Source organism: Gluconobacter albidus, from assembly GCF_002723915.1.
Classification (GTDB): Bacteria; Pseudomonadota; Alphaproteobacteria; order Acetobacterales; family Acetobacteraceae; genus Gluconobacter; species Gluconobacter albidus.
Genome location: NZ_BEWL01000003.1, coordinates 247,018 through 273,778 on the forward strand (window position 1 = coordinate 247,018; position 26,761 = coordinate 273,778).

General features: G+C 61.2%; 21 protein-coding genes. 10 read left to right on the top strand and 11 right to left on the bottom strand.

The window, feature by feature from the left end; translation table 11 throughout:
• The first annotated feature begins 208 nt into the window (after positions 1–208).
• Positions 209–3,286: a Hint domain-containing protein gene (locus GAL01_RS06280; protein ID WP_062031254.1), complete on the top strand. Its 3,078-nt coding sequence runs from the start codon at positions 209–211 to the stop codon at positions 3,284–3,286.
• A 140-nt stretch (positions 3,287–3,426) separates the two neighbouring features.
• On the opposite strand, the gene ssb is transcribed toward GAL01_RS06280, so the two are convergent.
• On the bottom strand, positions 3,427–4,026 hold the full coding sequence (ssb, locus tag GAL01_RS06285) for a single-stranded DNA-binding protein (protein WP_062031082.1): 600 nt from the start codon (positions 4,024–4,026) through the stop codon (positions 3,427–3,429).
• Between the two features lie 132 nt (positions 4,027–4,158).
• Here ssb and uvrA point away from each other — a divergent pair, with 132 nt between their 5' ends.
• A complete protein-coding gene (uvrA, locus tag GAL01_RS06290; protein WP_062031080.1) occupies positions 4,159–7,203 on the top strand; it encodes an excinuclease ABC subunit UvrA in 3,045 nt (1,014 codons plus the stop codon).
• 30 nt (positions 7,204–7,233) lie between these two features.
• On the opposite strand, the gene GAL01_RS06295 is transcribed toward uvrA, so the two are convergent.
• Positions 7,234–7,668, bottom strand: coding sequence for a hypothetical protein (locus GAL01_RS06295; protein ID WP_062031078.1), 435 nt, complete (start codon positions 7,666–7,668; stop codon positions 7,234–7,236).
• A gap of 241 nt (positions 7,669–7,909) precedes the next feature.
• Between GAL01_RS06295 and GAL01_RS06300 the strand changes: the two genes are divergently transcribed.
• A complete protein-coding gene (locus GAL01_RS06300) occupies positions 7,910–8,551 on the top strand; it encodes a TrmH family RNA methyltransferase (protein WP_255308574.1) in 642 nt (213 codons plus the stop codon).
• Positions 8,552–8,596: 45 nt separating this feature from the next.
• On the opposite strand, the gene trhO is transcribed toward GAL01_RS06300, so the two are convergent.
• The gene (gene trhO / locus GAL01_RS06305) at positions 8,597–9,538 is read right to left on the bottom strand and encodes an oxygen-dependent tRNA uridine(34) hydroxylase TrhO (protein WP_062029180.1); all 942 of its coding nucleotides are present in this window, start codon (positions 9,536–9,538) and stop codon (positions 8,597–8,599) included.
• Between the two features lie 167 nt (positions 9,539–9,705).
• On the opposite strand from trhO, the gene GAL01_RS06310 reads away from it, so the two are divergent.
• The 4 genes from GAL01_RS06310 (at position 9,706) to GAL01_RS06325 (ending at position 13,935) form a co-directional block, all read left to right on the top strand.
• The gene (locus GAL01_RS06310; protein ID WP_062029182.1) at positions 9,706–10,191 is read left to right on the top strand and encodes a hypothetical protein; all 486 of its coding nucleotides are present in this window, start codon (positions 9,706–9,708) and stop codon (positions 10,189–10,191) included.
• Entirely contained in the window at positions 10,175–11,416 is a 1,242-nt protein-coding gene (locus tag GAL01_RS06315) for a DUF6056 family protein (RefSeq protein WP_062029184.1), read from the top strand. The genes GAL01_RS06310 and GAL01_RS06315 overlap by 17 nt, the downstream gene beginning before the upstream one ends.
• Positions 11,417–11,426: 10 nt before the next feature.
• Positions 11,427–12,779 carry a guanine deaminase gene (gene guaD / locus GAL01_RS06320; RefSeq protein WP_169926405.1) on the top strand — a complete coding sequence of 451 codons (1,353 nt, stop codon included), beginning with the start codon at positions 11,427–11,429 and terminating at the stop codon, positions 12,777–12,779.
• Positions 12,780–12,957: 178 nt separating this feature from the next.
• The gene (locus GAL01_RS06325; protein WP_062029186.1) at positions 12,958–13,935 is read left to right on the top strand and encodes a DUF3034 family protein; all 978 of its coding nucleotides are present in this window, start codon (positions 12,958–12,960) and stop codon (positions 13,933–13,935) included.
• A gap of 119 nt (positions 13,936–14,054) precedes the next feature.
• Here GAL01_RS06325 and GAL01_RS06330 read toward each other — a convergent pair whose 3' ends face one another.
• The 5 genes from GAL01_RS06330 to GAL01_RS06350 are packed head-to-tail and all read right to left on the bottom strand — an operon-like array spanning position 14,055 to position 18,692.
• On the bottom strand, positions 14,055–15,458 hold the full coding sequence (locus tag GAL01_RS06330) for a nucleobase:cation symporter-2 family protein (RefSeq protein ID WP_062029189.1): 1,404 nt from the start codon (positions 15,456–15,458) through the stop codon (positions 14,055–14,057).
• Between the two features lie 9 nt (positions 15,459–15,467).
• Complete coding sequence (gene uraH, locus GAL01_RS06335) at positions 15,468–15,800, bottom strand: hydroxyisourate hydrolase (protein WP_062029191.1); 333 nt, start codon at positions 15,798–15,800, stop codon at positions 15,468–15,470.
• Positions 15,797–16,321, bottom strand: a complete 525-nt coding sequence (uraD, locus tag GAL01_RS06340) for a 2-oxo-4-hydroxy-4-carboxy-5-ureidoimidazoline decarboxylase (protein WP_062029193.1) — start codon at positions 16,319–16,321, stop codon at positions 15,797–15,799. The genes uraH and uraD overlap by 4 nt, the downstream gene beginning before the upstream one ends.
• Positions 16,318–17,217: an allantoinase PuuE gene (puuE, locus tag GAL01_RS06345; protein ID WP_062029195.1), complete on the bottom strand. Its 900-nt coding sequence runs from the start codon at positions 17,215–17,217 to the stop codon at positions 16,318–16,320. The genes uraD and puuE overlap by 4 nt, the downstream gene beginning before the upstream one ends.
• Before the next feature lie 14 nt (positions 17,218–17,231).
• On the bottom strand, positions 17,232–18,692 hold the full coding sequence (locus tag GAL01_RS06350) for a SidA/IucD/PvdA family monooxygenase (protein ID WP_062029261.1): 1,461 nt from the start codon (positions 18,690–18,692) through the stop codon (positions 17,232–17,234).
• Positions 18,693–18,866: 174 nt separating this feature from the next.
• Between GAL01_RS06350 and GAL01_RS06355 the strand changes: the two genes are divergently transcribed.
• The 3 genes from GAL01_RS06355 to GAL01_RS06365 all read left to right on the top strand — a co-directional run bounded on the left by GAL01_RS06355 (position 18,867) and on the right by GAL01_RS06365 (position 22,968).
• Positions 18,867–19,790 carry a LysR family transcriptional regulator gene (locus GAL01_RS06355; protein ID WP_062029197.1) on the top strand — a complete coding sequence of 308 codons (924 nt, stop codon included), beginning with the start codon at positions 18,867–18,869 and terminating at the stop codon, positions 19,788–19,790.
• A gap of 192 nt (positions 19,791–19,982) precedes the next feature.
• On the top strand, positions 19,983–22,337 hold the full coding sequence (locus GAL01_RS06360) for a TonB-dependent receptor (protein WP_062029199.1): 2,355 nt from the start codon (positions 19,983–19,985) through the stop codon (positions 22,335–22,337).
• Positions 22,338–22,437: 100 nt separating this feature from the next.
• Positions 22,438–22,968, top strand: a complete 531-nt coding sequence (locus GAL01_RS06365; protein WP_082790680.1) for a cupin domain-containing protein — start codon at positions 22,438–22,440, stop codon at positions 22,966–22,968.
• A 157-nt stretch (positions 22,969–23,125) separates the two neighbouring features.
• Here the strand turns inward: GAL01_RS06365 and GAL01_RS06370 are convergent, their stop codons facing one another.
• The 3 genes from GAL01_RS06370 to GAL01_RS06380 form a co-directional block, all read right to left on the bottom strand.
• The gene (locus GAL01_RS06370) at positions 23,126–23,359 is read right to left on the bottom strand and encodes a hypothetical protein (protein WP_099253142.1); all 234 of its coding nucleotides are present in this window, start codon (positions 23,357–23,359) and stop codon (positions 23,126–23,128) included.
• A gap of 36 nt (positions 23,360–23,395) precedes the next feature.
• Positions 23,396–25,507, bottom strand: coding sequence for a protein-disulfide reductase DsbD family protein (locus tag GAL01_RS06375; protein ID WP_082790685.1), 2,112 nt, complete (start codon positions 25,505–25,507; stop codon positions 23,396–23,398).
• A 126-nt stretch (positions 25,508–25,633) separates the two neighbouring features.
• Positions 25,634–26,698, bottom strand: a complete 1,065-nt coding sequence (locus GAL01_RS06380; protein ID WP_062029265.1) for an SDR family oxidoreductase — start codon at positions 26,696–26,698, stop codon at positions 25,634–25,636.
• Positions 26,699–26,761 lie beyond the last annotated feature (63 nt).

Sequence of the window (26,761 nt, forward strand, 5' to 3'; positions counted from 1 at the left end):
GGCACTCCAGAACGCATTGACGTCGTTCCGGGTCTGCTTTGCACAGGTCTTGCAAAAAAAATCATTCACACAAAAAAATGACAAAATCGTTCGAAAGTGCGACAGCTATTTACACCTTATTAACTTGCGAACAGTAATCGAATCCGTTAGCAATTCTCAAACACACTCCGGCGAGTCCGTGCCGGAAATTTTTCGGAAAGATCTGATCATGGCCGATACGACCACCGACGACATCACGCCCGCCGGCAGTGACAACGCCAGCTACAACACTGGCGAAACCAGCTACCACCAGCACGATTATTCCTGGCACTGGGTTGGTCCCGCAACGGGCGGCGACTGGACCGATCCCGGCAACTGGGTCCTGACGGATGCCGGTCAGCCGGTTGATACGTCTTCCGCCTCCTTCAGCGGCATTCCCCTTCCCCAGAGCGAACAGAACGCTGACGTCAACGTCGGTTATTATGGCAACACCACGCCGAACGTCGTCGTGTCCAATGCCGTTCTCTACAACCAGATCCGCAGCCTCAGCATTTGGCAGAACAGTACCCTGAAGATCACCGCTCAGGGCGGAAACGGTAATGTTTTCGCAACGGCTGGCTTTGAGAATTACGGCACCCTTATCATTGATACCCCGTCTCAGGTCGAGCTCGGCGGCGTGACATCCGGTAACGGAACCCTGACGATCCTGAACAACGACGGCAATGTGACGCTTGATGACGCGCAGCTGAACAACGGCACGCTCAACCTCGTCAACTCGACGCTTGGCACCCTTGCAACGCCCATCAGCGTTTCCGGCGGCACGATCAACCTTCAGCAGAACAGCACGCTCATTGCGAACCTGTACGGCGAAGGTTCCACGATCAACGTCGACCCGGCAACCGTCAACACACTGTATGTCAACGACCGTTTCTCCAACAGCAGTGGCTCCGTCCAGAACACCGTCATCAACGGCGTTTCCGAGAACACTCATTTCGGCATCCTGAGCGGCTCCTCCAAGCCGGTCTCCGCCACGTATGAAGCCAACACCGACGGCTCCTACACGCTGACGATCACCCTCGATAACGGCCACGCCATCACCTACCCGACGGTCAACGTCGCAGACGGCTATACGCCTGCTGCACAGGCCACGATCGTCCAGGACGGCTCGAACGGCTGGCTCATCGAAGACGCTGGCACTGCAACGGCTCCGGCCTCCTATGTCACCAGCGACCTGCACGAGCAGCTTGCCGCAACGGCAGCCGCAGCGGCCGCAGCCGGTGGCGACACGTCGCAGTACAGCAGCAACGCCGTCAGCTATCATACCCATGACAACATATGGCGCTGGACCGGTTCCGCGACGGGTGGCGACTGGTACGATCCGAAGAACTGGACGCTGTATGACGGTGTCGGCAATGTCGTTGATACGTCCGGCAATTCCTTCAGCGGCAACGCCGTTCCGCAGAGCGAGCAGAATGCTGACGTCAACGTCGGCTATGTCGGCAACACCACGCCAAACATCGTCGTCGCCAACGCGCCGTCCTATAACCAGATCCGCAGCCTTAGCGTCTGGGAAAACAGTACGCTGGAAATCACTGCACAGGCCGACAGCACTTATAGCGGCTACGTCTTCGCGACGTCCGGTTTCGAGAACAGTGGCACAATCGTAATTAATACTGAAGCCAAGGTTGAACTTGGCGGCGTCACTGCAAATCGTGACGGCGGCGTTATTACGATCATGAACAATAACAACAACGTCGTGTTCGACACAAACAACGTCAACAATGCTGGCACGATCAACCTGATCAACGCCACGCTGGGCGCTGCCACTAACCCGATCTCCGTTTCCGGCGGTACGCTCAACCTCTCGCAGGACAGCAGCCTGTTCCTGTCCCCGGGCGAAAACATCAACACCATCAATGTTGATCCGAACACGGTCAACACGGTGTATGTTCAGGCCAACGGCCTGCTGCACACCGACTCGCCGAATGCCCAGGGCGTCGTGATCAATGGCGTGTCCTCCAACACGCATTTCGGCATCTCCGGTGTGTCTTCCGCTCCAACGGCTGCCACCTACACGCCGAACGCTGATGGCTCCTATACGCTTCAGATCACGCTGGCTGACGGTCGCCTGCTGACATTCGGCGACCTTCATATGTCAAACGGCTTTGTTCCCAGAACCAACGCCACAATCGTCCAAGACGGCAGCACTGGCTTTCTTGCGGAAGATTCAGAGGCAGGCTTTTTTATTATCGAAGCCATAGCTGAAGGCCCTTGCTTCCTCGCAGGCAGCATGATCCGCACGCCGGAAGGCGATGTAGCTGTCGAAACCCTACGCCTCGGCAGCACGGTTCTGGCATTCGTGAACGGCGAAACCGTCGAGCGCACCGTCACCTGGGCCGGCCGCTCCCACATGATCGCCAAGGCCGGTCTGGCCGATGCGGAAGCCGGTTACCCGGTCCGCATCATGCAGGGCGCACTCGCTGAAGGCGTGCCTTACAAGGACATGCTGGTCACGCCGGAACACTGCCTGTTCATCAATGGCGGTTTCATTCCGGCCCGTATGCTCGTGAATGGCCGCTCGGTGGTCTATGACCGCACCATCGCCGTCTATGACTACTTCCATGTAGAAACGGCCGAACACTCGGTCATCATGGCAGACGGCATGCTGACGGAAAGCTACCTCGACACCGGCAACCGCCAGTCCTTCCGTCAGGACGGCAGCGTCGTTTCGCTGGGTGGCCGCGAGCGCAACTGGAATGACGACGCAGCAGCCCCGCTGTCCGTCAGCCGGGACGTGGTCGAGCCGATCTTCCGCGAAATCGAAGCCCGCGCCATCGCAGCAGGCCTTGAGAACACGGTCGTCGCTCCGACCCTGACTGAAGACGCCGGCCTGTACCTCGTCGCCAGCACTGGCCAGACCATCCATCAGGTCCGCAGCGCCAACGGCCGCACAATGTTCATGATCCCGTCCGACGTGACAGGCGTTCGCATCGTGTCCCGCACGTCCAGCCCGAGCGAAACGGTCGGACCGTTCGTCGACGACCGTCGCCAGCTCGGCGTTCTGGTGGGTGAAGTCACGCTGTTCGACTCGGGCAAAACGATCCGCATCGACCAGCACCTGACGGACGCAGACCTCAGCGGCTGGGATGTTCAGGAAAACACCCCTGTCCGCTGGACGAACGGCAACGCCATGCTGCCCCTGACGGCCCGTCAGCCGAACAGCCTCGGCATGCTCGCCATCCAGATCCTGGCCGCAGGCCCCTATCTGGTGACGACGTCTGCAGAAGAAACAGCTCTGACGGCCTGAAGCCAGTTAATCTGAAACGGCAAAAAGCCTCATCCTTCCGAGGATGGGGCTTTTTTCTTGTCTGCATCACATAAAAAAGCCCCCGAATGCCTGGGCATCCGGGGGCTTTTTACATCCGCGAACCGAAATCCGCCCTGAACTCAGAACGGGATTTCATCGTCCAGGTCGTTGTCCGGCGGGGCGTCCCAGCCACCGTTGCTGCCACCCGAACGACCGCCGCCGGAAGCCCCGCCGGCATTTCCACGGGAACCGCCGCCAAAGCCGCCGCCCGAACCGCCAGCAGAACCGCCACGGCTTCCTCCCCCGAAGCCACCACCATTGCCGCCGCCGTTGCCACCGCCATAGCCGCCACCGTTGTCAAAACCGCCATCATCGCCGCCACCGCTGCGATTGCTGTCGATCAGCACCAGATCACCCCGGAAGCGGTCGATCACGACTTCGGTCGTATATTTTTCCTGGCCGGACTGGTCGGTCCATTTGCGGGTGCGAAGTTCGCCCTCGATATAGACCTTGCGCCCCTTGCGCAGGAACCGCTCGGCAACATCAGCCGTCCGCTCGTTGAAGATCACCACGCGATGCCACTCGGTGCGCTCCTTGCGCTCGCCCGACTGACGATCGTTCCAGGTGTCTGACGTCGCAACGGTCAGGTTGACGATCTTAGACCCCGACTGCGTGTTGCGGACTTCCGGGTCCTTGCCCAGATTCCCGACCAGAATCACCTTGTTGACGCTGCCTGCCATTCCCGTCCCAACCAATTTTCTCGAATTGTTCTTTTCATACGTGCGTAAGTTCCCATCTAATGGGGAACAATCCAACGCCATTCAAGCGCGTTTGATCTCACAACTGCCTTTTCTCCACATTCCGGGGTCTCCGTGAGCTTTCCAGACAATCATTCGATCCGCGTCCGTGGGGCCCGCGCCCATAATCTCAAGAACATCGACGCCACGATCCCGCGGGATTCCCTGACGATCATCACGGGCCTCTCAGGCTCCGGAAAATCCTCACTGGCTTTCGACACGATCTATGCCGAAGGCCAGCGACGCTATGTGGAGAGCCTGTCCGCCTATGCCCGCCAGTTCCTTGAACTGATGGGCAAGCCGGATGTGGACTCCATCGAAGGCCTCTCCCCGGCCATCTCGATCGAACAGAAAACCACGTCCAAGAACCCGCGCTCGACCGTGGGCACGATCACGGAAATTCACGACTACATGCGCCTGCTCTGGGCGCGCGTGGGCATCCCCTATTCCCCCGCGACCGGCCTGCCGATCGAGGCGCAGACCGTCAGCCAGATGGTGGACCGCATCATGGGGATGCCGGACGGCATGCGCCTGATGCTGCTCGCACCCGTCGTGCGGGACCGCAAGGGCGACTGCAAGCGCGAACTCGCCGAACTGACCCGCAAGGGCTTCACCCGCGTGAAGATCGACGGCGAACTCTACGAAATCGCCGAGGCCCCGGAGCTGAACCGCAAGACGCGCCACACCGTTGAGGTCGTCGTGGACCGGATCGTCGTCAAGGACGGTCTCGAATCGCGCCTCGCCGACAGCTTCGAAACCGCCCTCGAACTCTCGGACGGCCTGGCCTATGCCGAGGAAGTCAAACGTGCAGGCGAGAAGGAAGCCCCGGCGCATGTCGTCTTCTCGTCTCGCTTCGCCTGCCCCGTCTCCGGCTTCACAATCGAGGAGATCGAGCCGCGCCTGTTCTCCTTCAACGCCCCGATGGGCGCCTGCCCGGTTTGTGACGGTATCGGCACCGAAACCCATTTCGACGAAAACCTGATTGTCCCGGATGACAGCCTGACGCTGGCCGAAGGCGCCATCGCCCCCTGGAAGGGTGCGAGCACGGACTGGTATGACCAGACGCTCGCCGCCCTCGCCCGCCATTGCGGCGATGACATGAACACGCCCTGGTCCGACCTCCAGCCCGCTACGCGTGACCTCATCATCAACGGTTCGAAAGAGCCGATCGACATTCCCTATACCGATGGCGGGAAGGTCCATATCGTCACCAAACCGTTCGAAGGCGTGCTAAAGAACCTGCGCCGCCGCATGGCCCAGACGGACAGCATGTGGGTGCGCGAAGAACTGTCGCGCTATCAGTCCGAAAAACCCTGCCATGCCTGCCACGGCGCACGCCTCAAACCCGAGGCGCTGTGCGTGAAGGTCAAGGACCTCAACATCGCCGAAGCCTCGGACATGCCGATCCGCAAGGCGCTCGACTGGTTCTCCACCGTGGAAGCGACCCTCACGCCCCAGCGCGCCGAAATCGCCCGTCGTATCCTGCGCGAAATCACCGACCGTCTGCACTTCCTCGACGATGTCGGGCTGGACTACCTCACCCTCTCGCGCGGCTCCGCAACCCTGTCGGGTGGTGAAAGCCAGCGCATCCGTCTGGCATCGCAGATCGGTTCGGGCCTGACGGGCGTTCTGTATGTGCTGGACGAACCTTCCATCGGCCTGCACCAGCGCGACAACGAACGCCTGCTCGGCACGCTCGAACGCCTCAAGCGCCTCGGCAACACCGTCATCGTCGTCGAACATGACGAAGACGCCATCCGCGCCGCCGACTACCTGATCGACATGGGACCGGGTGCAGGCAAACTCGGCGGCGAAGTCATTGCCGTCGGCACCCCGGCCGAGGTCGCCAAAAACCCCAACAGCATCACCGGCGCCTATCTGTCAGGCCGCAAGGTCATTCCCGTCCCGACCGAACGCCGCAAGCCCAGCGGCATGCTCACCCTGCACGGCGCACGCGGCAACAACCTCAAGGATCTGACCGTCGATTTCCCACTCGGCACCTTCATCGCCGTCACGGGTGTTTCCGGTGGCGGCAAATCCACGCTGGTCATCGACACGCTGTATAAGGCGCTGTCCCGCCAGCTCATGAAATCGAGCCAGACGCCGCTGCCCTATGACCGTCTGGAAGGCGTGGACAATCTCGACAAGATCATCGAGATCGACCAGTCCCCGATCGGCCGCACCCCGCGCTCCAACCCCGCGACCTATACGGACCTGTTCGCCCCGATCCGCGACTGGTTCGCCGAACTGCCCGAGTCCAAGGCGCGTGGTTACAAGCCGGGCCGCTTCTCCTTCAACGTGAAGGGCGGCCGCTGCGAAGCCTGTCAGGGCGATGGTGTTCTCAAGATCGAGATGCACTTCCTGCCGGACGTGTACGTGACCTGCGACACCTGCAAGGGCGCGCGCTACAACCGCGAAACGCTGGATGTGAAGTTCCGCGGCAAATCCATTGCGGACGTGCTGGCCATGACCGTGGACGAGGCCCTGCCGTATTTCCAGGCTGCTCCGAAAATCCGCGACCGCCTCGCCATCCTGCAACAGGTCGGGCTGGGCTATGTCGCCCTCGGCCAGCAGGCCACAACGCTTTCGGGCGGTGAGGCCCAGCGCGTCAAGCTTTCAAAGGAACTGGCCAAGCGCGCCACGGGCCGCACGGTCTATATCCTCGACGAACCCACAACCGGCCTGCACACGGAAGACGTCCGCAAGCTGCTCGAAGTGCTCCACACCCTCGTCGATCAGGGCAATACGGTGCTGGTGATCGAGCATAATCTGGAAGTCATCAAGACGGCCGACTGGCTGATTGATATCGGCCCCGAAGGCGGTGACGGCGGCGGTCAGGTCGTCGCGGCCGGAACACCGGAAGACATCGCGGCCTGCAAGGCCAGCCATACCGGCCGCTTCCTGGCGCCGCTGCTGAACGCACCGGGCGCAAGACAGCCGCGCAAAGTCACGGCCACCAAGGTCACACAGGCCATGCTCGCCGCCAGCCTGCCGCCACCAAAAGCCGAACGCACAGCCGCAAAAAAGGCAAAAGCCGCCAAGGACAAGGCGGCCGAAAAAGCTCCCGAAAAGAAAACCAGAGGCCGCCCCGCGGGGTCCCGCAACAAGACCGAAGCCTGAACCCGGTCGGATCGCCGGACCCAGGCATCGTCACTGGCGATGATGAGGCCTGGGTTGGCACGACAGGAGGTTGATAGTTGCCGTATCGTCAAAACGGTCCGGATGTTCTGTCAGAGGTAAGGAGATGACATCGCTGATCCGATGATCGGCATAGACGAACTTCCAATAATGAAACCGGGCATCAATCCAAGGATTGTCATTGAACATCTTGTCCCACTCCAGCAGGTCACGCCGCAATGGCGATCCGACGCCGTTGCTCTGTGTCCAGACCGCCGACTTGCAGATCGAGGCACGCTCGACGCGCACGATCAGCCGTCCGTTGAGCGATGCCTTTCCATCAAGCTCCTCGTTGAGCACAATGTTGAGGTTATGGGTCAACTCCTCCAACGTTTCCGGCCTGGCGCCCGCGAATGCAGTGCCACCGATAAAGACAGCAAAAAGCAGGCTGAGAACAACGCGGATCATTGAAATTGACCTTTCGGAAATAGCATGGCCTCGGCTTGCCGTTGCTTGAACAGGCCACCCCGCCGGATCACATAACAAGACCAAAGCCTGAACCGGGCCGTGTCTTTCAAAGTACACTGAAAAGACGACAGATCATGATGCATGGCCTTCCATTACTGGAGGACCATGCATCATGATCCGGGCTTTGGACACCAACCGACATCGTCGCTAGATATGGTGCCCGTACGGTGGGGGCTTGAGTGTGACGATCGAACGCAAACAGACAGATAAATCACGCGCCCGGAAAAGAGCGGATGCGATACGAGACTTCCGGTGCAAAAACCTTATCGTTGTCATCGAAGACCCGGAAAACCCACGAAATATAGGAACCGTCATCCGGAACGTGAACGCTTTCGGCGCAGAAAAAGTGTACGTCATTGACCCTCGTGGGGTTCTCTCGGACGACTGGAATGAGTTGCGTACCGAACCAAAACTCTCGAAGCTATCGGTTTCCGCCGTCAAATGGACATTCGTAAAACGCTTCGGCAGCACAGAAGAGTGTCTTGCACATTTGGAAAAAAACCACTTCGTCTCGATTGTCACATCACCCCATCGACAAGGCATGTCCAATATTTTGTTGGACGAAGGCGATTTTACCGAACATGCCAAGCTGGCAGTCTGGTTCGGAAGTGAAACAAAAGGGATTAGCGACCTCGCCGCCCAACGAAGCCGACAATGCGTCTCCATTCCCATGTTTGGAATGATCGAAAGTCTCAATCTGGGCACGAGTTCCGGGATTGTTTTGTACGAGATAACAAAACAGCGTCGACAATATCAATCCCGCAACAGGCTTCGCACTTCTCGGGAAAATCCTACTCCCGCTTTGCTCGTCGGGGAAAGCTAGAAGCCCTTTCAGCGAGAGTATCTTCGCTCCCCCGCCCATCCACACTTACTTCTGGCGAACACCCAGATGCCCGGCCCGCCGCGCCTGAGCCAGCGCTTCCTGCCGCTCACGCTCGGCATAACGGTGGCGCTGCTCTTCCGTGCGTTCGTTATGGCAATGCGGGCACGACACACCTTGCACGAACAGAGGCGAGGCTTTGTCATGCGCATTCAGTGGCCGACGGCAGGCATGGCAGACATCATGTGTCCCGATCTCCAGCCCATGCTTCACCGACACACGCTGGTCAAACACGAAGCACTCGCCTTCCCACAGGCTCTCTTCCTCAGGCACGGTCTCCAGATATTTCAGAATACCGCCCTTGAGATGATAGACCTCGTCCACACCCTCCGCCCGCGCAAAGGACGTTGATTTTTCGCAGCGGATACCGCCCGTACAGAACATGGCAATCTTCGGCAGACGGCCTTCCGCTTCCAGTTCCTGCCGCCGTTTACGAAACCATTCCGGAAATTCGCGGAAGGATTTCGTTTTGGGGTCTTCCGCGCCTTTGAACGTCCCGATCGCCACTTCATAATCGTTGCGCGTATCAATCAGGATCGTATCGGGATCGGAAATCAGCGCGTTCCAGTCTTCCGGCGCCACATACCGCCCCACACCCTGAAGCGGGTCGATATCCGGCTCGCCCATCGTGACGATTTCCTTTTTCGGCCGCACCTTCATGCGGCGGAACGGCAGTTCAGGCGCGCGGGAATCCTTGCTTTCCAGGTCCGCACAGCCCGGAAGCGCGCGGATATGCGCCATCACGCGCTCCATACCCTCGTCCGTCCCGGCAATCGTGCCGTTGATCCCTTCGCGCGCCAAAAGCAGAATCCCCCTGATCCCCTCACGCTCGCACAATTCCAGCAACGGCTCCCGCAATGCGGCGGGGTCGGCGAACGGCGTGAAATGATACAGCGCGACAATACGGATCGGCTCGAGACTATCGGACATGGGGCAGGGATCCGGCGACCGGGACCGCAGACACAGCCGCGATCGGATGAAAGAGACAGCCCCGGAAATATCAGGGCCAAAGCCGGGATGCCAGCCCGAAAGGCCGCATGGACAGGCTGCTGCCCGGATGGCAGACAGAGAACCTCCCGAACGGCCAGAGCAGACCAATGAAGATACCCGATGCCCTGCATCAGAGCCTCGTGCGTCTGAAGACCCATGCCTTTGTGCTCGGGATAAGCCTCTCACTTCTTCTGACGCTGGCCATCTGCCACGCCTGGACGGCACACAGAACCTTCAGTCCGGACAGTTTCACCTCCGCAGACGCCTCCTCCATGAAAGCCCGCGTGGAGACCTGTCACATCACCCCGAAATTCATCTCCGTTTCCGGCTGGGTCCTGTCAGATCTCTGGCCCGGCCCCAAATCATCTTTCCTCCTCACGGCTGGAGACGGAGCACAGGAAGTGTCCATTCCCTACAGGCTTCAGGAGCGACCCGATATCGCACACGCCACCCATACGGACGGCAATGCGTTTCACAACCGGTACGGCTTCACCGCCATCGCCCGCATTCCGGCCGGGATAACGCCACATATCCATCTGAACATCATCGCAGGACACACGCTCTACAGGATGTCGCATGTCTGCCGCTCTTAAAACGACGCTCCTGCGCAACGGCGCCTTCATCGCCTTCCTCCTGATCGCGACTTTCTGGATCGACGCCCACATCAACCGGTCGATTTTCATCGACAACGACATGTTCCGCCATGCCCTTGATCACCGGAGCCTGCTGTCCTTCCTGCACATGCGCTACATGACATGGTCCGGCCGGGTCGTCATCGAGGCCGCACTGGCTGAAACCATCCGCTATGCGCTCTTCTGGAAACTCCTCATCCCGTTCTGCGCGGTTCTTCTGGCCTATGCCATCTGGTCCTGCACCCTGCGCTCATCCCTGAAACCCGCTTTCGGAATCCCGCTCGTCATGGGGCTCTTCCTGCTCCTCCCGCACGAGGTCACGGAAGAGTCCGTTTACTGGCTCTCAGGCTTCTACAATTACCTGCTCCCGGTCTCCTTCGCCTTTTTCTCGATCAGCGTGTTTCTGCGGCAGAACGAGGCTGGAAACACGATGCGTCTCCTGTCGCTTGCAGCCCTGCCCATCGGCTGCTCGATCGAACAGTCCTCCCTGCTCCTGCTGTTCTGCACAGTTATTTCCACAGCTCTGTCCGCCCTGGGCCGCCGAACGGTTTCTCTTTACAGCGCCCTCTACCTGACGCTCGCCGCCATCCTCTCGGCCATCGTCCTCGCCGCCCCCGGAAACGGACGCCGCTATATTGCGGAAATCGGCAACTGGCTGCCGGAATTCCCCCAATACGACACCCTTCAAAAACTCTCCCTCGCCCTTGACCGCATCCACCGCACCAGCATTGGCCCGGACAACCACATCCTTCTCGCAGCCCTCGTGCTGTCCCTCTGCTTTCTGGCGGTCGTCAAACAGAACCGGGGCTTTCAGGATATGGCCGCCATGGGCGTGATGCTGCTGGGTCTCCTGCTCATGCTTCCCACACACCTGCTCGGGCCCCTGCGCTGCGACCGGTTCCTCTATGATCTGAACTGGGTCTCTCTCAACACCTATGTCGCGTTTTTCCTCACGCTGTGCCTGTTCGTCTCAATCCTGTGGTGCGCCCTGTCCCTGAAAAACGCCGCCACCCTCCTGTCCTTCCTGACCGGAGGGTTCATCATCACGATCCTGACGGGCCTGTCCCCCACAATCTACGCTTCCAGCCATCGCATCCTCCTCGTGCTGGACCTGACGCTGCTCCTCTATACCTGCGGCCTGATCCACACCCTCCTGACGCAGACACAGGCGCGTTTCCTGCGATAAAGTATTTTCCATGACCCAGCGCAGCACTCCCCACGCCAGTTCCCACACCATTTCCCACCGGGCCATCCGCGGCCCCTTTCTGACCTTCCATGCCGATCCCTTCACCACCGATCCCATGGACGCCCTGCATCACGAGCCCGATGGCCTGATCCTGACTGAAAACGGCCGCATCACCGCCGCCGGCCCCTGGGACATCCTGCGCGACACCATCCCCGCCGGAACGCCTCTCGACCACTACCCCAACATGCTGATTTCCGCCGGCATGATCGACACCCATGTCCATTACCCGCAGCTCCCGGTCATCGCCTCCTATGGCGAACAGCTTCTGCAATGGCTGGAAAACTACGTCTTCCCCGCCGAAGCCCGCTACGCCGACATCACCTATGCCCGCACTGTTGCCCGGCAGTTCCTGAACGAGCTTCTGCGCGTCGGCACCACGACGGCCGCCGTGTACTGCACGGTCCACCCCCAGTCCGTGGATGCCTTCTTCGAGGAATCCGAGCGCCTCAATACCTGCATGATCGCAGGCAAGGTCTTGATGGACCGCAACGCCCCGGAAAATCTGCGCGACACCGCCCAGAGCGGCTACGACCAGTCCGCGGATCTCATCGCGCGGTGGCACAATCGCGGACGCCAGCTCTACGCCGTCACCCCCCGCTTCGCCCCCACCAGCACCCCCGAACAGCTCGATCTCGCAGGCGCCCTTCTCACCACAAAGCCCGACCTGTTCATGCAGACGCATCTGCTCGAAAACCGCTCCGAAATCGCCTGGGTCCGCGAACTTTTCCCCGATCGCAGCTCCTATCTGGACGTGTACGACAAGGCCGGTCTCCTGCGCCCCCGCGCCATCCTCGCCCACGCCGTCCATGCCGAAGAAGCCGATTTCCAGCGCTGTCACGACACCGGCTGCTCCATCGCGCACTGTCCCGGCTCAAACCAGTTTCTCGGCAGCGGCTCCTTTCCGCTTTTTGAAGCCCTCAAACCCGAACGCCGCGTGCGCGTCGGCATCGGCAGCGACATCGGCGCCGGGCCGTCCCTGTCGCTGCTTCAGGTCCTGTCCGACGCCTACAAGGTCGCGCAGGGGCTCCAGACGAAACTCCATCCCGCGCAGGGGCTCTGGCTCGCCACGGCGGGAGGCGCACAGTCCCTCGGCCTTCAGGACAAAATCGGCAGCATCCGGCCCGGTCTCTACGCCGATCTCTGCGTCTTCGATCCCGCCGCCACGCCTCTGGGCCGGATCCGCGCGCAGACAGCCGAAACCCTCGCCGACCGCCTGTTCGCCCTCACCATGCTGGGCGACGACCGCAGCATCGCCGCCACCTATGTCGCGGGGGAACTCCGTCACCAGCGCAGCGCACCGTAACACCAGGGGCGCACACAGCGCGAAAACAGCCATGCCATCTTTTGACACTGAATTTTTTCAAAATTGCGGGGCCATCTTAATTATTTGTCAGTATTTCCACAGTCATACTGACGGCAGTATTTAACCTGCGAGAATACTCCTGGCTCACCCTCGGGCTCGCGACCTAAAAGCAGGACCCATGCACCGTTCTTCTTCCTCCGCGCAGGCTTTCCGTTCCCTGATGTCCCTGACCGCGGTCCTGTCCCTCACCCCCCTCATCCCCGCGCACAAAGCACATGCCGCAGACGACACTGCCAATGCCCCGCAGGTCACCCTGGGCAATGACGGCAACAGCAAGTCCATGTTCCGCACGCTCTTCGACGGACAGCGCGCCATCGGCACTGGCGGCATGACGTCTCTTGAAGGCTCAAGCGGCGGCGGCCTCGCAAGCTGGGCCACCATCAGCGGCTATGGCAGCAACAAGAGCGCAGGCATGGCCTTTCACTACAGCTATGTGAACCTCACCAATTACTGGGACCAGAACGTCGGTGCCTCGATCGGTCTTTTCGACCGCGTCGAGCTTTCCTACACCCATAATTTCTTCCAGACCCGTGCCACAGGCGCCAAACTCGGCATCGGCAACGGCTACCAGTTCGACCTCGACGTCGCAGGCGCAAAAGTCCGTCTTTTCGGCCATGTCGCTGACAATACCCTGATCCCGCAGGTCGCCATCGGCGCCATGTACAAGCATGACAGCGACGGCCGCATCATCCACATGGTCGGCTCAAAACACACCGATGGCGCAGACGCCTATCTCGCCGTCACCAAGCTGTTTCCCAAAGTGGGTATCCTGATCGACACCACCGTCCGCTTCACCAAGGGCAACCAGTGGGGCATCATCGGCTTCGGCGGCGACCTCGACAACAGCTACCACCCGCAGTTCGAAGGCTCTCTCGGCTATCTGCCGCCCTTCCTGCCCGGCCTCATCGTCGGCGTGGAATACCGCACCAAGCCCCGTAACCAGCGCTTCACCGACGAAAGCAACTGGTTTGACGTCTACACCAGCTATTTCATCAACAAGCACCTGAACATCACGCTCGCCTATGTGTCACTTGGCACGATCGCAACGTTCAAAAACCAGACGGGCTTTTATTTTTCTGCCCAGACCGGTTTCTGACTGGGCGTTCCGGGCGCTGCCCGGACCCGGCAGGGATCTCGATCCCTGCACCCTGATTACATGAATCGGTGTCCAGAGGTCCCCGGCCTTTGGCGGGTTTCAGGGCAGAGCCCTGAGCCTCACCCTTCCCTAATACGCTCGTCAATCAGCGCTTCACGCGGAACATCCGTCGCATGCGTTGCCTCATGAATCGTCCGCTTCACATTGAAAATCAGATGCAGTGAAATCGCCGACAGCGATCCAAGCGTAATCCCGCTTCCAAACACGATCTTCGCCCACATCGGAAACGTATCGGAGATATGCGGCTGCGCCGTCGCAAGCATACTCAGCCCGATGCTGGTCCCCACAATAATGACATTGCTCTGCCGGTTGAAATCCACCCGCGAGAGCGTCTGCACACCCACCACAGCCACGGTTGCGAACATCGCCAGCGCAGCACCACCCAAAACCGGAAGCGGCACCGCAGCCACCAGCGCACCCAGACGCGGCAGACAGCCCAGCAGCATCATGATGACCGCCGCCGCCGCCACGACCCAGCGGCTCTTCACCGCCGTCATCCGCACCAGCCCGACATTTTCGGCAAAGCACGTATAGGGAAACGAGTTGAGCACGCCGCCCAGCATGGTCGCGATTCCATCAGCCCGAAGCGTGCGGGCGATGTCTTCGGACGTGATCGGCTTGTCCACGATTTCACCGGTCGCATAGACGTTGCCGATCGTCTCGATCATGGAAATCGTCATGACGATCACCATCGACAGGATCGAGACCGGATGAAACGTCGGCATCCCGAAATAGAAGGGATGCGTGATGGACAGAAGCGGCGCGGACGACACCTCCCCGAAATTCGCATCGCCCAGTATCCAGGCCACCACCGTCCCGAGCACAAGCCCGATCAGTACGGCAATCGTGGCAATAAACCCGCGAAACAGCCGCTGGATCACCAGAATGGACGCCAGCGTCCCCAGCCCATACCAGATGCTCCGCAACGGAACATGGTCCTGCATCACGGACGGACTGGCCCCCGAGACAATATCATTCGCCGCCACCGGCAACAGCGCCAGACCGATGATGAGAATGATGGACCCCGTCACGACGGGCGGGAAAAACCGCACCAGCCCGGCGAAATGCCGCGCCATCAGCAACGTCACGAACCCCGCCACGATGACCGACCCGTAAATGGACAACAGCCCCGGCGTCCCGCCGCCCACGGCAGAGCCAATGGCAATCATCGGCCCCACGGCGGTGAACGTCACACCCTGCAACAGCGGCAGCCGAACCCCAACCGGCCCGAACCCTACTGCCTGAAGCAGCGAGGCAATACCGCAGGTGAACAGATCCGCATCAATCAGATGGATCAGCGTCTCGCGCGGCAGATGCAGCGCCCCCGCCACAAGGATCGGGACAATGACCGCCGCCGAATAGAACGCCAGCACATGCTGCAACCCATAGGCCCCAAGCCGCCAGACCGGCAGTTTCTCGTCAACGGGATGCAGACCGGTCATCGCGGCATTCTCGGCAGTCATGAAAAGCCCTCAGCTTCCGCGATAGGTGGAATATCCGAACGGCGCCGCCAGCAGCGGCACATGTGCATGTGTTTCCGCCGCCAGCCCGAACACGATCGGCACCACATCCAGAAACGGCGGATCAGACAGAACCTGCCCGCCTTTGCGGAAGTAATCGCCAATCCGGAATTCCAGACAATACGTCCCTTTCGAAACTGCAACATCCCGCAGCTCCGGGCAACGCCCGTCCGCATTCGTCTGACCTTCAAACAGAACCCGATCCTCCTGTAACAGACGCAGGCTCACACCCGCGGCAGGCTTGCCGGACACCGTATCGAGAACATGCGTGGACAGAGAACTCATGCCGTCACCAGATCCTTCAGACGAAGCCCTGCAATCGCATCAATCTGCGTCAGCGCCTCGGTCAGTTCCTGTTCGGGAGCGCCAGCCAGACGGCGCTCCATTTCATCCATAATCACGGTTTTCGCCGCTTTTCCGGGTGCAGCGACCTTGCGCACGCAGATCACGAACGGCATGGAAAACCGCGCGCGATACGCGTCATTCAGCCCCCGGAACCGCTCATATTCCGCAGGCGTCAGCCGATCCAGACCCGCCGAAGCCTGTTCTGATGCGGAATGTTCCGTCAGATCCGGATCAATTCCGGCCCGATGCCCCAGCTCCGGATGCGCTCGCACCAATGCAAGCTGTGCCTCCGCCCCCGCAGACCGCACAACCTGCGCAAACGCGGACAGCATCGCATCCACATCCGCAAAAGGCCGCGCCTTCAACGCCCCTTCCGCCACCCAGGGCGAATGTTCGTAAAGCCCACCGAACTGCGCAACAAACGCCTCGGCTGACAGCGCATTGACGTCCGAAATCTTCATGCCGGATGCACAGACTGCCAGTGCCGCGCGATATCCAGCCGCGTCGCCACCCACACATCCTCATGCTTGCGGATATGCTCCAGAAATTTCAGCAGCCCCAGCGCCCGCGCTGGCTTGCCCGCCAGACGGCAATGCAGCCCGATCGACATCATCCGGCCGCCCTCGCGGTACAGCATGTCAAACGCATCGCGCAGATAGACGAAGAACTGCTCGCCTTCCGTAAAGCCGTTGAGCGCCGCGAACTTCATGTCATTCGCATCGAGCGTGTAGGGCACGATCAGCTGCGCCCGGCCGTGGGTCCGGTCATAATACGGCAGGTCATCCGCATAGGAATCGGCGTCGTAAACAAACCCGCCTTCCTCCGCGACCAGACTCGCCGTGTTCGGGCTAGTACGCCCCTGATACCAGCCCAGCGGCCGCTCCCCCGTCACTTCGGTATGCAGCGCAATCGCCTCGCGGATATGCGCCCGCTCCACGTCCTCGGGGAAATCCTGATAATCAATCCAGCGCAGACCGTGGGACGCAATTTCCCAGCCGCTCTCCTTCATGGCCGCCACCGCATCCGGATTACGGGCCAGAGCCTTCGCCACACCAAACACCGTCACCGGCATCCCGGCTTCATCGAACAGACGCCGCAGCCGCCAGAACCCGGCCCGGCTGCCATATTCGTACAGGCTCTCCATCTGCGCACAGCGCGCGCCGATAATGGATTTCGTACCCACCATTTCGGACAGGAATGCTTCCGATCCCGCATCCCCATGCAGAACCGAATTCTCCGCCCCTTCCTCGTAATTGATGACGAACTGCACGGCGATGCGCGCGCCATTCGGCCATTTTGCATCAGGCGGCGTGCGGCCATAGCCGATCATGTCCCGCGGGTAGCTGTCCTGCGTCATGGGCGTTTCCCTTCTCAAAGCACCGGCGGATCGAGGCTGACGAGTTCTTCCGTGTCATAGGCCAGCAGGCTCGCCAGATGCCTGTCGCCGTCCTCGACGAACAGATCGCGCGCAATGCCCCGCGCCAGCTTCTCCACGCCAAAACGCATCCCGCTGATGGACGCGCCCGAAAGCCCCATGCTCGGCATGGCCCCGAACGTGAAATTGTAGATCGCCGCCAGCATCGGCGCTTTGGGATCAGACGCCTCCTTCGGCAGGAACTGGAACCGCGCACCCAGGTAAGGATGGCTCCCCAGAAGCGCACTGTCTTCCCCGGCGGGCGGCGTGAAATGATCGCGCCACAACAGAACCGAAGACGCAAAATCCCGCGTTTCCGGACGCTGCGACAGGTCGATCGTGAACCCTGTCCCGATAATCAGGAAATCGAAGCGCATCTCGCCCTGCGGCGTCGTCACCACGATCTCGTCGCCATCCATCCGCGTTGCCGTCCAGGGCGTTCCGGGATGGAAGGCGAAGTTTTCATGACGGCGGCAGCGCCAGAACGTGTCCTGCGGCGGTGGCTGGTTCAGGCTGTAAATCTGCCGCATGAAACGCCAGCGCGTCAGGTCCGGCAGTTCCGAGAAATGCGCCAGAAAGCCCGCGTTTTCCATCCAGCGATACGGATTGATGGCCGGGATCTTTGCCCGACGCAGGCACAGATCCACCCGACCCGCGCCCTTTTCCAGCGCCGTCGCCGCATTGTCGAACGCGGAGGCCCCGGCCCCCAGAACACCAATCCGCTTGCCCTTCAGGGCTTCAAAATCAATGTCTTCATGCGTGTGCGCATAAACGGATTTCGGCAGCGTCTCGGAAATGAAGGACGGCACATGCCACGTCCCCCCGCCTTCAATGCCCGTCGCCAGAACCATCCGCCGCGCCAGACGCACCGTCTCCTGACCGGCCGCATTGCGGAACGTCAGCCGCAGCAGCCCCTCGTCCCAGCCGACATGCACGAGTTCCTGATCGTTCACGACCGGAATGTCGAGCGTCTGCCGCACCCAGTCCAGATAGGCCTGCCAGTCATGGCGGGAAATCTTGTCCAGATCTTCCCAGGCCTTCGCGCCATACCGCGCCTCGAACCAGGATTGGGGCGTAAGGCTGGGAATGCCCAGATCCGGCCCGGTGACATGCCGGGGCGTGCGCAGCGTGATCATGCGTGCAAACGTCACCCACGGACCTTCGCCGCCTTTCGCCGCTTTTTCAAAGACCTGCACATTGGTCACACCCTGCCGCCGCAGCCCGAAGCATGACGTGATGCCCCCCTGCCCCGCACCGATGATCGCCACATCCAGAACCGCTTCCCCGTCCCGGTCCTGCGTCAGGCTCCAGTTGCCCGTCGCATAACGGATTTTCGCCAGATCCTCCCGCACACGCCCCGAAAGGGCAGCCAAAGCCTCCATAGCCGGAGCATCGACGGGAGAAACGGTGGATGTCATGTGGTCAAACCCCAAAGAACCGGCACGGACAGGGCAGTCTCCGGTGGGTGCCGGAGTGTCTTTCCGCAACAAAAGCGACAGGTCACCTGTCGGCCGGGATAGTTTCACACCGCCTCAAGGTCGTATACTCCATAAAAACGCTCCTCCCGTTCGCAAAAAGAGAGCAGTTCTTCCATGCCTGTCTTCTCACGCTTCCTGCGCTACTTCCTCGCCGTCGCCCAGCACGGCTCCATCCGCCGCGCCTCCGAACATCTGCGCATCGCCGCCTCCGCCATCGACCGGCAGATCCTTCAGGGCGAGGAATCCCTCGGCACGCCGCTGTTCGAGCGTCTGCCCACCGGCCTGCGCCTGACGGCAACCGGCGAACTGCTTTATGCGCACGGCAAACAGTGGTCGCGGGACCTGACCAATATGTGCGTCCAGATCGAGGATATGCGCGGCCTGCGCCGGGGACAGGTGGATATCGCGGTCCCCGACGCCCTGACCCGTGGCTTCCTTCCCCGCCTTCTCCGCGCCATGCGCACGACCCATCCCGGCATTACCATCTGCACCCATGTTCTCGACAACAGCCGCATCCAGGACACCCTGATCGGCGGTTCGGTCGATCTCGCTCTGCTGCTTAACCCGACCCATGCCCGCGGCCTTCTGGTCCGCGCGCACAAGGACTTTCCGCTCGGCTTCGTCTGCCTGCCGAACCATCCCGTCGCCGAACGCAAAAACGCCCGTTTCAGTCTGGCGATGAATTATCCCATGATCATGCCCGAGCCCCCGCTCGCCCTGCACCGCCAGATCGAAATTCTTCAGATCGACAGCAATCTCGACATTCACGCCGCCGCATCCTCCGACAATATCCAGATGATCAAGTCTCTGGTCCGGGAAGGCATCGGCCTCGGCATCCTCAGCGCGCTCGACGTCATGGAAGAGGTCACGCGCGGTGAACTGGCCTTCATCCCGATTTCCAACCACGATCTCGCGCCTCTGACGCTCGCGCTGTGCGTGGACCATTCCCGGCAGCTTTCCGGCGCCGCCCGACTGGTGATTTCCGAACTCGAAAAAGAGTTCCTCTCCCCCGCCACACAGCCCCACCCCGCGTCCTGATTTCCAGCCCCGAAAAACCGCGTCATACGGGAGACATAGACTGTCACATTTTTGCACCAACCTAAAAACGGCAATGCCCCGGTCTGCATTTTATCTTTGATGGAGATAGGCCATCCGTTTTACATCCACGTTTCGAATAAATACCGTTTCCAAAGTGAACCTTTCTTTCCAACAGACCAGGAGCCCGGCAGCATGAAAGACAACCATCAGTCCCGCGGCTCCGGATCACGCTCTGGCTCACTGGGCTACAGACGTCAGCTCCTTGCGGTCACCTGCCTTGCCGGCAGCGTGCTCGCCGCCTTCGCAACGCCAGCCCGCGCCGCACAGCCCTCGAAACACCACACGCCGCGCCATCAGACCTCCAGCCGCAATACTCCAAAAACGGCCCGGACACCCTCGCGTGCAACCGCAGCGCCCCGCGCCCACGCCCTTGATGCCTCGGCTGCCGAAACGGTCTCCGTCACGTCCTCGCGCCGCGCCCTGAACGGCGGTGGTGGTATGATGCGCGTCGAAACCGCCCCCCATGCGGTGCAGACCGTCACCAAGGAATTCATCGACATGCGCGCGCCGACCAGCACGGCGCTCGACCTGATCCAGAACCTGCCGAGCCTCAATGTCACGACGCCGGATTCGTCAGGCATGGAAGGCGGACAGATCCAGTCCCGCGGCCTGACGGATCTCGACATGGGCCTTCTGGTGGACGGCGCCCCGGCAGCGGCGGCAAAATATCTGAGCGAAAACGTCGATTCCGAAAATGTCGAGAGCGTCAGCGTCACGCCCGGCTCCTCGGCGACGGATCTGCCCGTCATGTCCGCCGCCGGTGGCGTCATGAACGAGGAAACACGCACCCCTTCGCAAAAGCGCGGCGGCCTGATCGACTTCTCTTACGGCACCAACAACCTCTCGCGCGAGTTCCTGCGCCTCGAATCCGGCGAAATCGGCCATAGCGGCGTACGCGGCTATTTCTCGTTTTCCAACACCCATGCCCGCTCATGGATGGGTGCCGGAACCAACCAGCGCAAACACATTGATTTCGGCCTCCAGAAAGACTGGCATAACGGCTCCAACGCCAAGTTCTTCCTGTCCTGGAACTCCGCCGACTTCATCATCGACAACTACCCCACCTCTGACCAGTTCTTCCGCTACAAGCACACCGGACAGGGCTACGGTCGCACGGACGATCGCAAGAGCAACAACTACTGGGGCAACAACAACGATCACTGGAACCAGATCTTCATCTCGGCTCCGGTCCATATCGCGCTGCCCTCACGCCTGTCGCTCGACATCCACCCCTATTTCAGCTTCGGACAGGGCTGGGACGCGTCTCCGGGCGGCACCACGACCGATGCCACCGGTGCCACGCGCGGCCTGACGAACTACTTCCTGCAGAACGAATACCGCTCGGTCGGTACGGTCGCGAAACTCAACTGGGAAATCGACCGCCACAACACGTTCTCGGTCGGCTACTGGTATGAAAACACCCAGACGATCCAGTCCTACCCCACCAGCTACCAGATGGCGGACGGCAACGCACCAAGCCCCAACTGGGCCGCGTACCAGATTTCCGCCGGCGACAAACAGACGGCCGGTTACGAAATCCAGTCCCTGTTCGTGCATGACACGGCCAAGTATTTCAATGACCACCTGACGGTGGACGCCGGGTTCAAGTTCGTCATGACGAACATCTGGAACAAGGACTATTACGGCCGTCAGGAAGCGAACCGCACAGCACCGTTGCCGCAGCTTTCGATCGGCTACCGCATTGATAACCACAGCCAGGTCTACCTGAACGTGGAAGGCGACTACCGCCAGCCCAGCGCAGTCGACCTCGGCTGGCTCTACACCAGCGTCGCGATCCCCAAGAACCAGTATTCCATCAAGGAAGAACTCGGCTACCGCTACCACGACGACCACATCATCGCGGACGTTGCGTTCTTCAACTACAACGTCACGAACCGCATCGTGGACCAGTATGTGGGCATGAACAGCTACAAGCCGTTCAATATCGGCAGCCAGCAGATGCGCGGCTTCGACGTCATGGTCGCTGCACGCCCGATCCACGGCTTCAGCCCCTACGCCTCCGTCGAATACCTGCACGCCTCACAGGACAGCAACGTCTTCGATCCGTATCTGAACACGATGCTGCACTCCAAGGGCACGCAGGCCGTCATGGCCCCGCATGTCATCGCGAATTTCGGGCTGACCTACACCTACAAGGGCTTCTTCGCGAATGGCTCGGTCCACTATACCGGCCCGCAATCCGTCAGCATCGCGGGCGACCAGCGCATTCCGGGCTACGTCACCGACACGCTCTCGATGGGCTATCACTTCAAGCCCTTCATGTTCGCGCAGTCCCCGACCTTCCGCCTGAACTTCACCAACCTCACCGGCTCCATCGTCCGCACCGGCGCCATGGGCGCGGTCTACAGCGCCCGGGACCCCAGCACGGTCCACAGCGGCAATCTGGCGCCCTATACCGGCTACGGAAACTCCTTCATGGTCTCCCCGCGCTTCACCATGACCGGAACGGTCTCCACCGCCTTCTGACGGGAAGGGACGGGGCACGCGCCTCGTCCCAAAACCACGTCTCCTCCGCTGCGTTCCCGCAACACGGCCCCACATCCCTGTGGAACGGAGGAGACCCCCAATGCCCTTTGGCATGATTTCCAGAAAACAGTCCGCCAGTTCGGCCCTGCTTCTCGGCGCAGCGCTTACGCTCTTTTCGGTCGCTCACGCCGCCCCCATCCCGACCGAAACCCCGCAGGACAACCCCGGCGTAACGATCATTGAGGGTTCGGATGCCGTCACCTGGCAGCCCGCGCCCCCCATGTTCCCGCACGGAACGAAAATCGCCATCCTGACCGGTGACACCACAAAACCCGGCCCCTTTACGCTGCGGGTCATGATGCCCGCCGGATCGTTCATCCCTCCCCACACCCATAATCTGGACGAAATGCTGACCGTCATCAGCGGCAACATCCAGCATTTCGTAGGACAGAACATCGCCACGACGCAGCGGCGCGCGCTCGGACCGGGTGGCTTTGTCCATCTGCCGGTCAACGTACCCCATGCCATCAAGGCGGGAAGCCAGGGCGCCGTGCTTCAGGTTTCAGGAACGGGGCCGTTCAGCATGGCCTACGTCAACCCGCAGGACGACCCGCGCAACACGGGGCGCTAAGCCCTATCGCGGCCACAACGGCGAGGACGTGGCATAGGCCTCGCCAAACCGCGACGTATTGGTGCCTGTGACGGGATCATGATCCAGATCCCGCCCAAATTTCAGATGAGCCGTCATACCCTTCCAAAGGGTGACCCGGCTCTCCGTATGACCGTCTTCAAAGTAGCGGGTCACGATCGGGGAGGCGAAAAAAAACCGGCGGAGCCCGGCGATGTCCCATAACGCGAATTTCTTCGCCCGTCCCCGAACCTGCCGCGCCCTGCGTCCCGAACAGGTTTCCCGGCAGGATCTTCACGGCATTGAACGGATTTGTCGGGGGAATCTGCGCCACACCAAGGACAGGCATCAGCGCAGTCAGAAACAGTCCCGGAAGAAACACCCATGTCTTCATGACCATTCCTCCCGAGCCTGTCTCATTGCCCTGACATCATTTCCCGATCGTCGAGAGCACGATGCCCGGCGTCAGGATCTGCGGCAGCACAACGCCATCCTGATGCGGCGCATAATAGATATAGAACGGCACACCATCGCGCCCATGCGCCTTGAGGAACGCACCGATCGCCGCATTGCGGTTCGTCCAGTCCCCCTTGAGGAACACGATCTTTCGGTCCCGGAACGCCTGCTGAACGGATGGCACATCCAGCGCCACACGCTCATTGACCATGCAGGTGATGCACCATGACGCCGTCATGTCGATGAACACCGGCTTGCCCTGCGCCCGAAGCTCGGCCAGACGCGCCTCCGAGAACGGCTCGATCCCGGCCTCCGAAGCGCCCGTAACCACAGGAGCAGGCGCGGCCCGCAGCCCCTGCGCCAGCGCGGCCCCACAAACCACAACACACAGCACAGCCACGATCCGGCAGAACGCCACCGTCCCACGGCCGCCCTCCAGCATGGACCGACGCTGCCCAACACCATAAATCCAGCCCGCAAACCCCAGAAGCACAACGCCCCCGGCCGTCAGCGCCACAAACGTCACGCCCCGCTGAATTGCCGCCACCCAGAGCAGCCATACGCAGGTCGCAAACAGCGGAAACGCCAGAACCTGCTTGAGAATACCCATCCAGGCCCCCGGCTTCGGCATCCGCGATGCCACACCCGGAACACCGGCCACGAGAATATACGGAAATGCCAGCCCAAGCCCCATCGACAGGAACACCAGAACCCCCATCACCGGCGGCCCACCCAGAGCCCCGGCAATGGCAACGCCCATGAACGGCGCCGTGCAGGGCGTCGCCACAATAACCGCCAGCAGGCCCGTCATCATGTCCCCGCTCCGACCGCCGCCCGTCTGCACCTGACCCAGACGCCCGGCGCTGACTTCAAACACACCAAGCAGGTTCAGCCCCATCAGGAACAGCAGCCAGCACACGCCCACCACAAATCCCGGCGACTGGAACTGAAAGCCCCATCCCGCCGCAGACCCGGCCAGACGCAGCCCGATCATGACAATGCCCAGCGCCGCGAACGCTCCCGTCACGCCCAGCGTGTAGAACAGTGCGCTCTGAAGCTGCGCCCCCCGTCCGGCACCGCCCATCTTCGCCAGAGACAGCGCCTTCATCGCCAGAACCGGAAACACACACGGCATCAGGTTCAGGATCAGCCCGCCCACAAACGCAAAGAGCAGAACCCGCAGCCAACCCGCGCCCGTCGGCACATCAGAAGCCGGTGCCGCATCCGCCTGCACAGGAGCCGCAGCAGCAGCCCCCCCAACCGGCCGCGCCTCGATCTGCAACGGGCTTTCCTGCCCCGCCGTATCCTTGAGCACGACCACGCCCACAAGCGGCTTGTCCCGATGCGCCGCTTTCAGGAATTTCAGCCCGAGCGTCAGCTGGCCATCAGAGACATGCAGCGGCTGTTCCGCGACCTGATCAATCACGCCCCCATCCTGCGGCAGGAACCACGCCTGCGACACGGACGCCGCAGACAGCCCCTTGCCCGAAAGGGTCAGCACGCCGCCCGCAGAACCATTGGCCGCCGACACGCTGGCCGCAAACGGCGACGCCACCGGCGTTGCAGCTTCCGCCTTGCGGAACAGGTCCGCCTGCGCCCCGCCTTCCGACACATCACCGGTCGAAGCCGGCAGCGTCAGTGTGAAATCACCGCTCTCCGGAATGCAGACCTGCGCACAGACAAGCCATTCCGCATGGGCATGCAGCGTTGTCCCGCCGGAACCCTTGAGAACCAGCTCCTCGGGCAGCGTCACCTCATTGACATAGGCATAGGACATGAGGCCGCCCTCACTGATCCGCACCGGCACCGGCCAGTGGATCGGACCGCCCTTGCCCGTCGCATCCCCGTCCGCCGTCACATCCAGCGTCGGCGTGTCCCCGGCATCGCCCGGATTGATCCAGTACGTATGCCAGCCCGGCTTGAGCTGAAGCCGGAGCCCGACCCGAAGATGCTGGTCCGGCCCGACCGCATCGCGATCCGTGACAAGCGTCGCGGTATCGTTCGCGGACGCAACCGGCGCGCTTTCCGCCGCCCGCGCGGACACGGATCCCAGACCCAGAACCCCTGCCAGGAGCAGGGCCGACATGCTGAACATTCGATGCAAGACAGGCTCATTCCACGTTTTCAGAAGACAGCCTTCACCATATCACTGACTGAAACGAAAAGCAGGACCCTTCCGGTTGTGAAACCGAAAGGCCCTGCAAACCCCGTGTTACGGGATCAGCTTCTCAGCCCGCAGCCTCGTGAACAGATCGGTGAAAGAGTCCGGCGTGTACTGATATCCCGCAAAGCCTGCGAGGCGGCTTTTGCTGATATCCGTCACACATTCGACCGGCCGCCCCAGATCGGCATCCGTATGCCAGGCCGAAGCCAGCCGTTCGATCCGGCTTTCCGCAAGCCCGTATTCTGCGGCAATCCGTTCCCAGAGCGCCGCATCCCCCGCAAGCGTCTCTTCGAGGGACGTCGCATGGCCGGGATACGGCGCAGCCTCGATTCCGAACCATTCCGCCAGACGCGGCCAGAGCCATTTCCAGCGGAACACATCCCCGTTCACGATATTGAACGCCTGATTGCGTCCCCCCGCCTCGGTCGAGGCCCAGAAAAGCTGCCGCGCCAGTTGCCGCGCATCGGTCAGATCCGTCAGGGCGTTCCACTGCACGGGAGATCCCGGAAAAACGAAAGGCCGCCCGGTCTCGCGGCAGATCGTCGCATAGACCGCAAGCGTGCTGCCCATGTTCATCGCATTGCCAACCGCATAGCCGATCACCGTATGCGGACGATGCACACTCCACGAAAACCCGTGTCGTGCGGCGGCTTCATAAAGCGCGTCTTCCTGATCGTAATAGAAATTCGGCAGATCCAGCCGGGGTGCGTCTTCGCGGAACGGCGTCACCGGCGGCTCGCCGGACGCATAGGATTCGAACGGACCAAGATAATGCTTCATGCCCGTCGTCAGCGCCGCATGAGCCAGAAGTCCCGGCTCCGGCAGAGCGGCGAACACATTGCGGATCATCGCGGAATTGACGCGGCAGTTCTCTTCTTCCGTCTCCTGACGCAGCCAGGAGCAGAAAAACACATGGCTCGGCCGCAGATCCCGCAGCGCATGGGTCAGCGCTGGCAGATCCAGAAGATCGGCCTCAACCGGCAGCACGCCCGCCATGTCATGACGCGGCCTCCGCGCCAGACCATGCACGGTCCAGCCTTCGGCCACGAGACGCGCCACAATGTTCTGGCCAACAATACCGGTCGCCCCGACGACCAGCGCGGTCCGGGCCAGTGCTACTCCAGACGGCACCATGGCAGGAACAGAAGATGTCATGGGATTTTTCCTTTGCAGAAA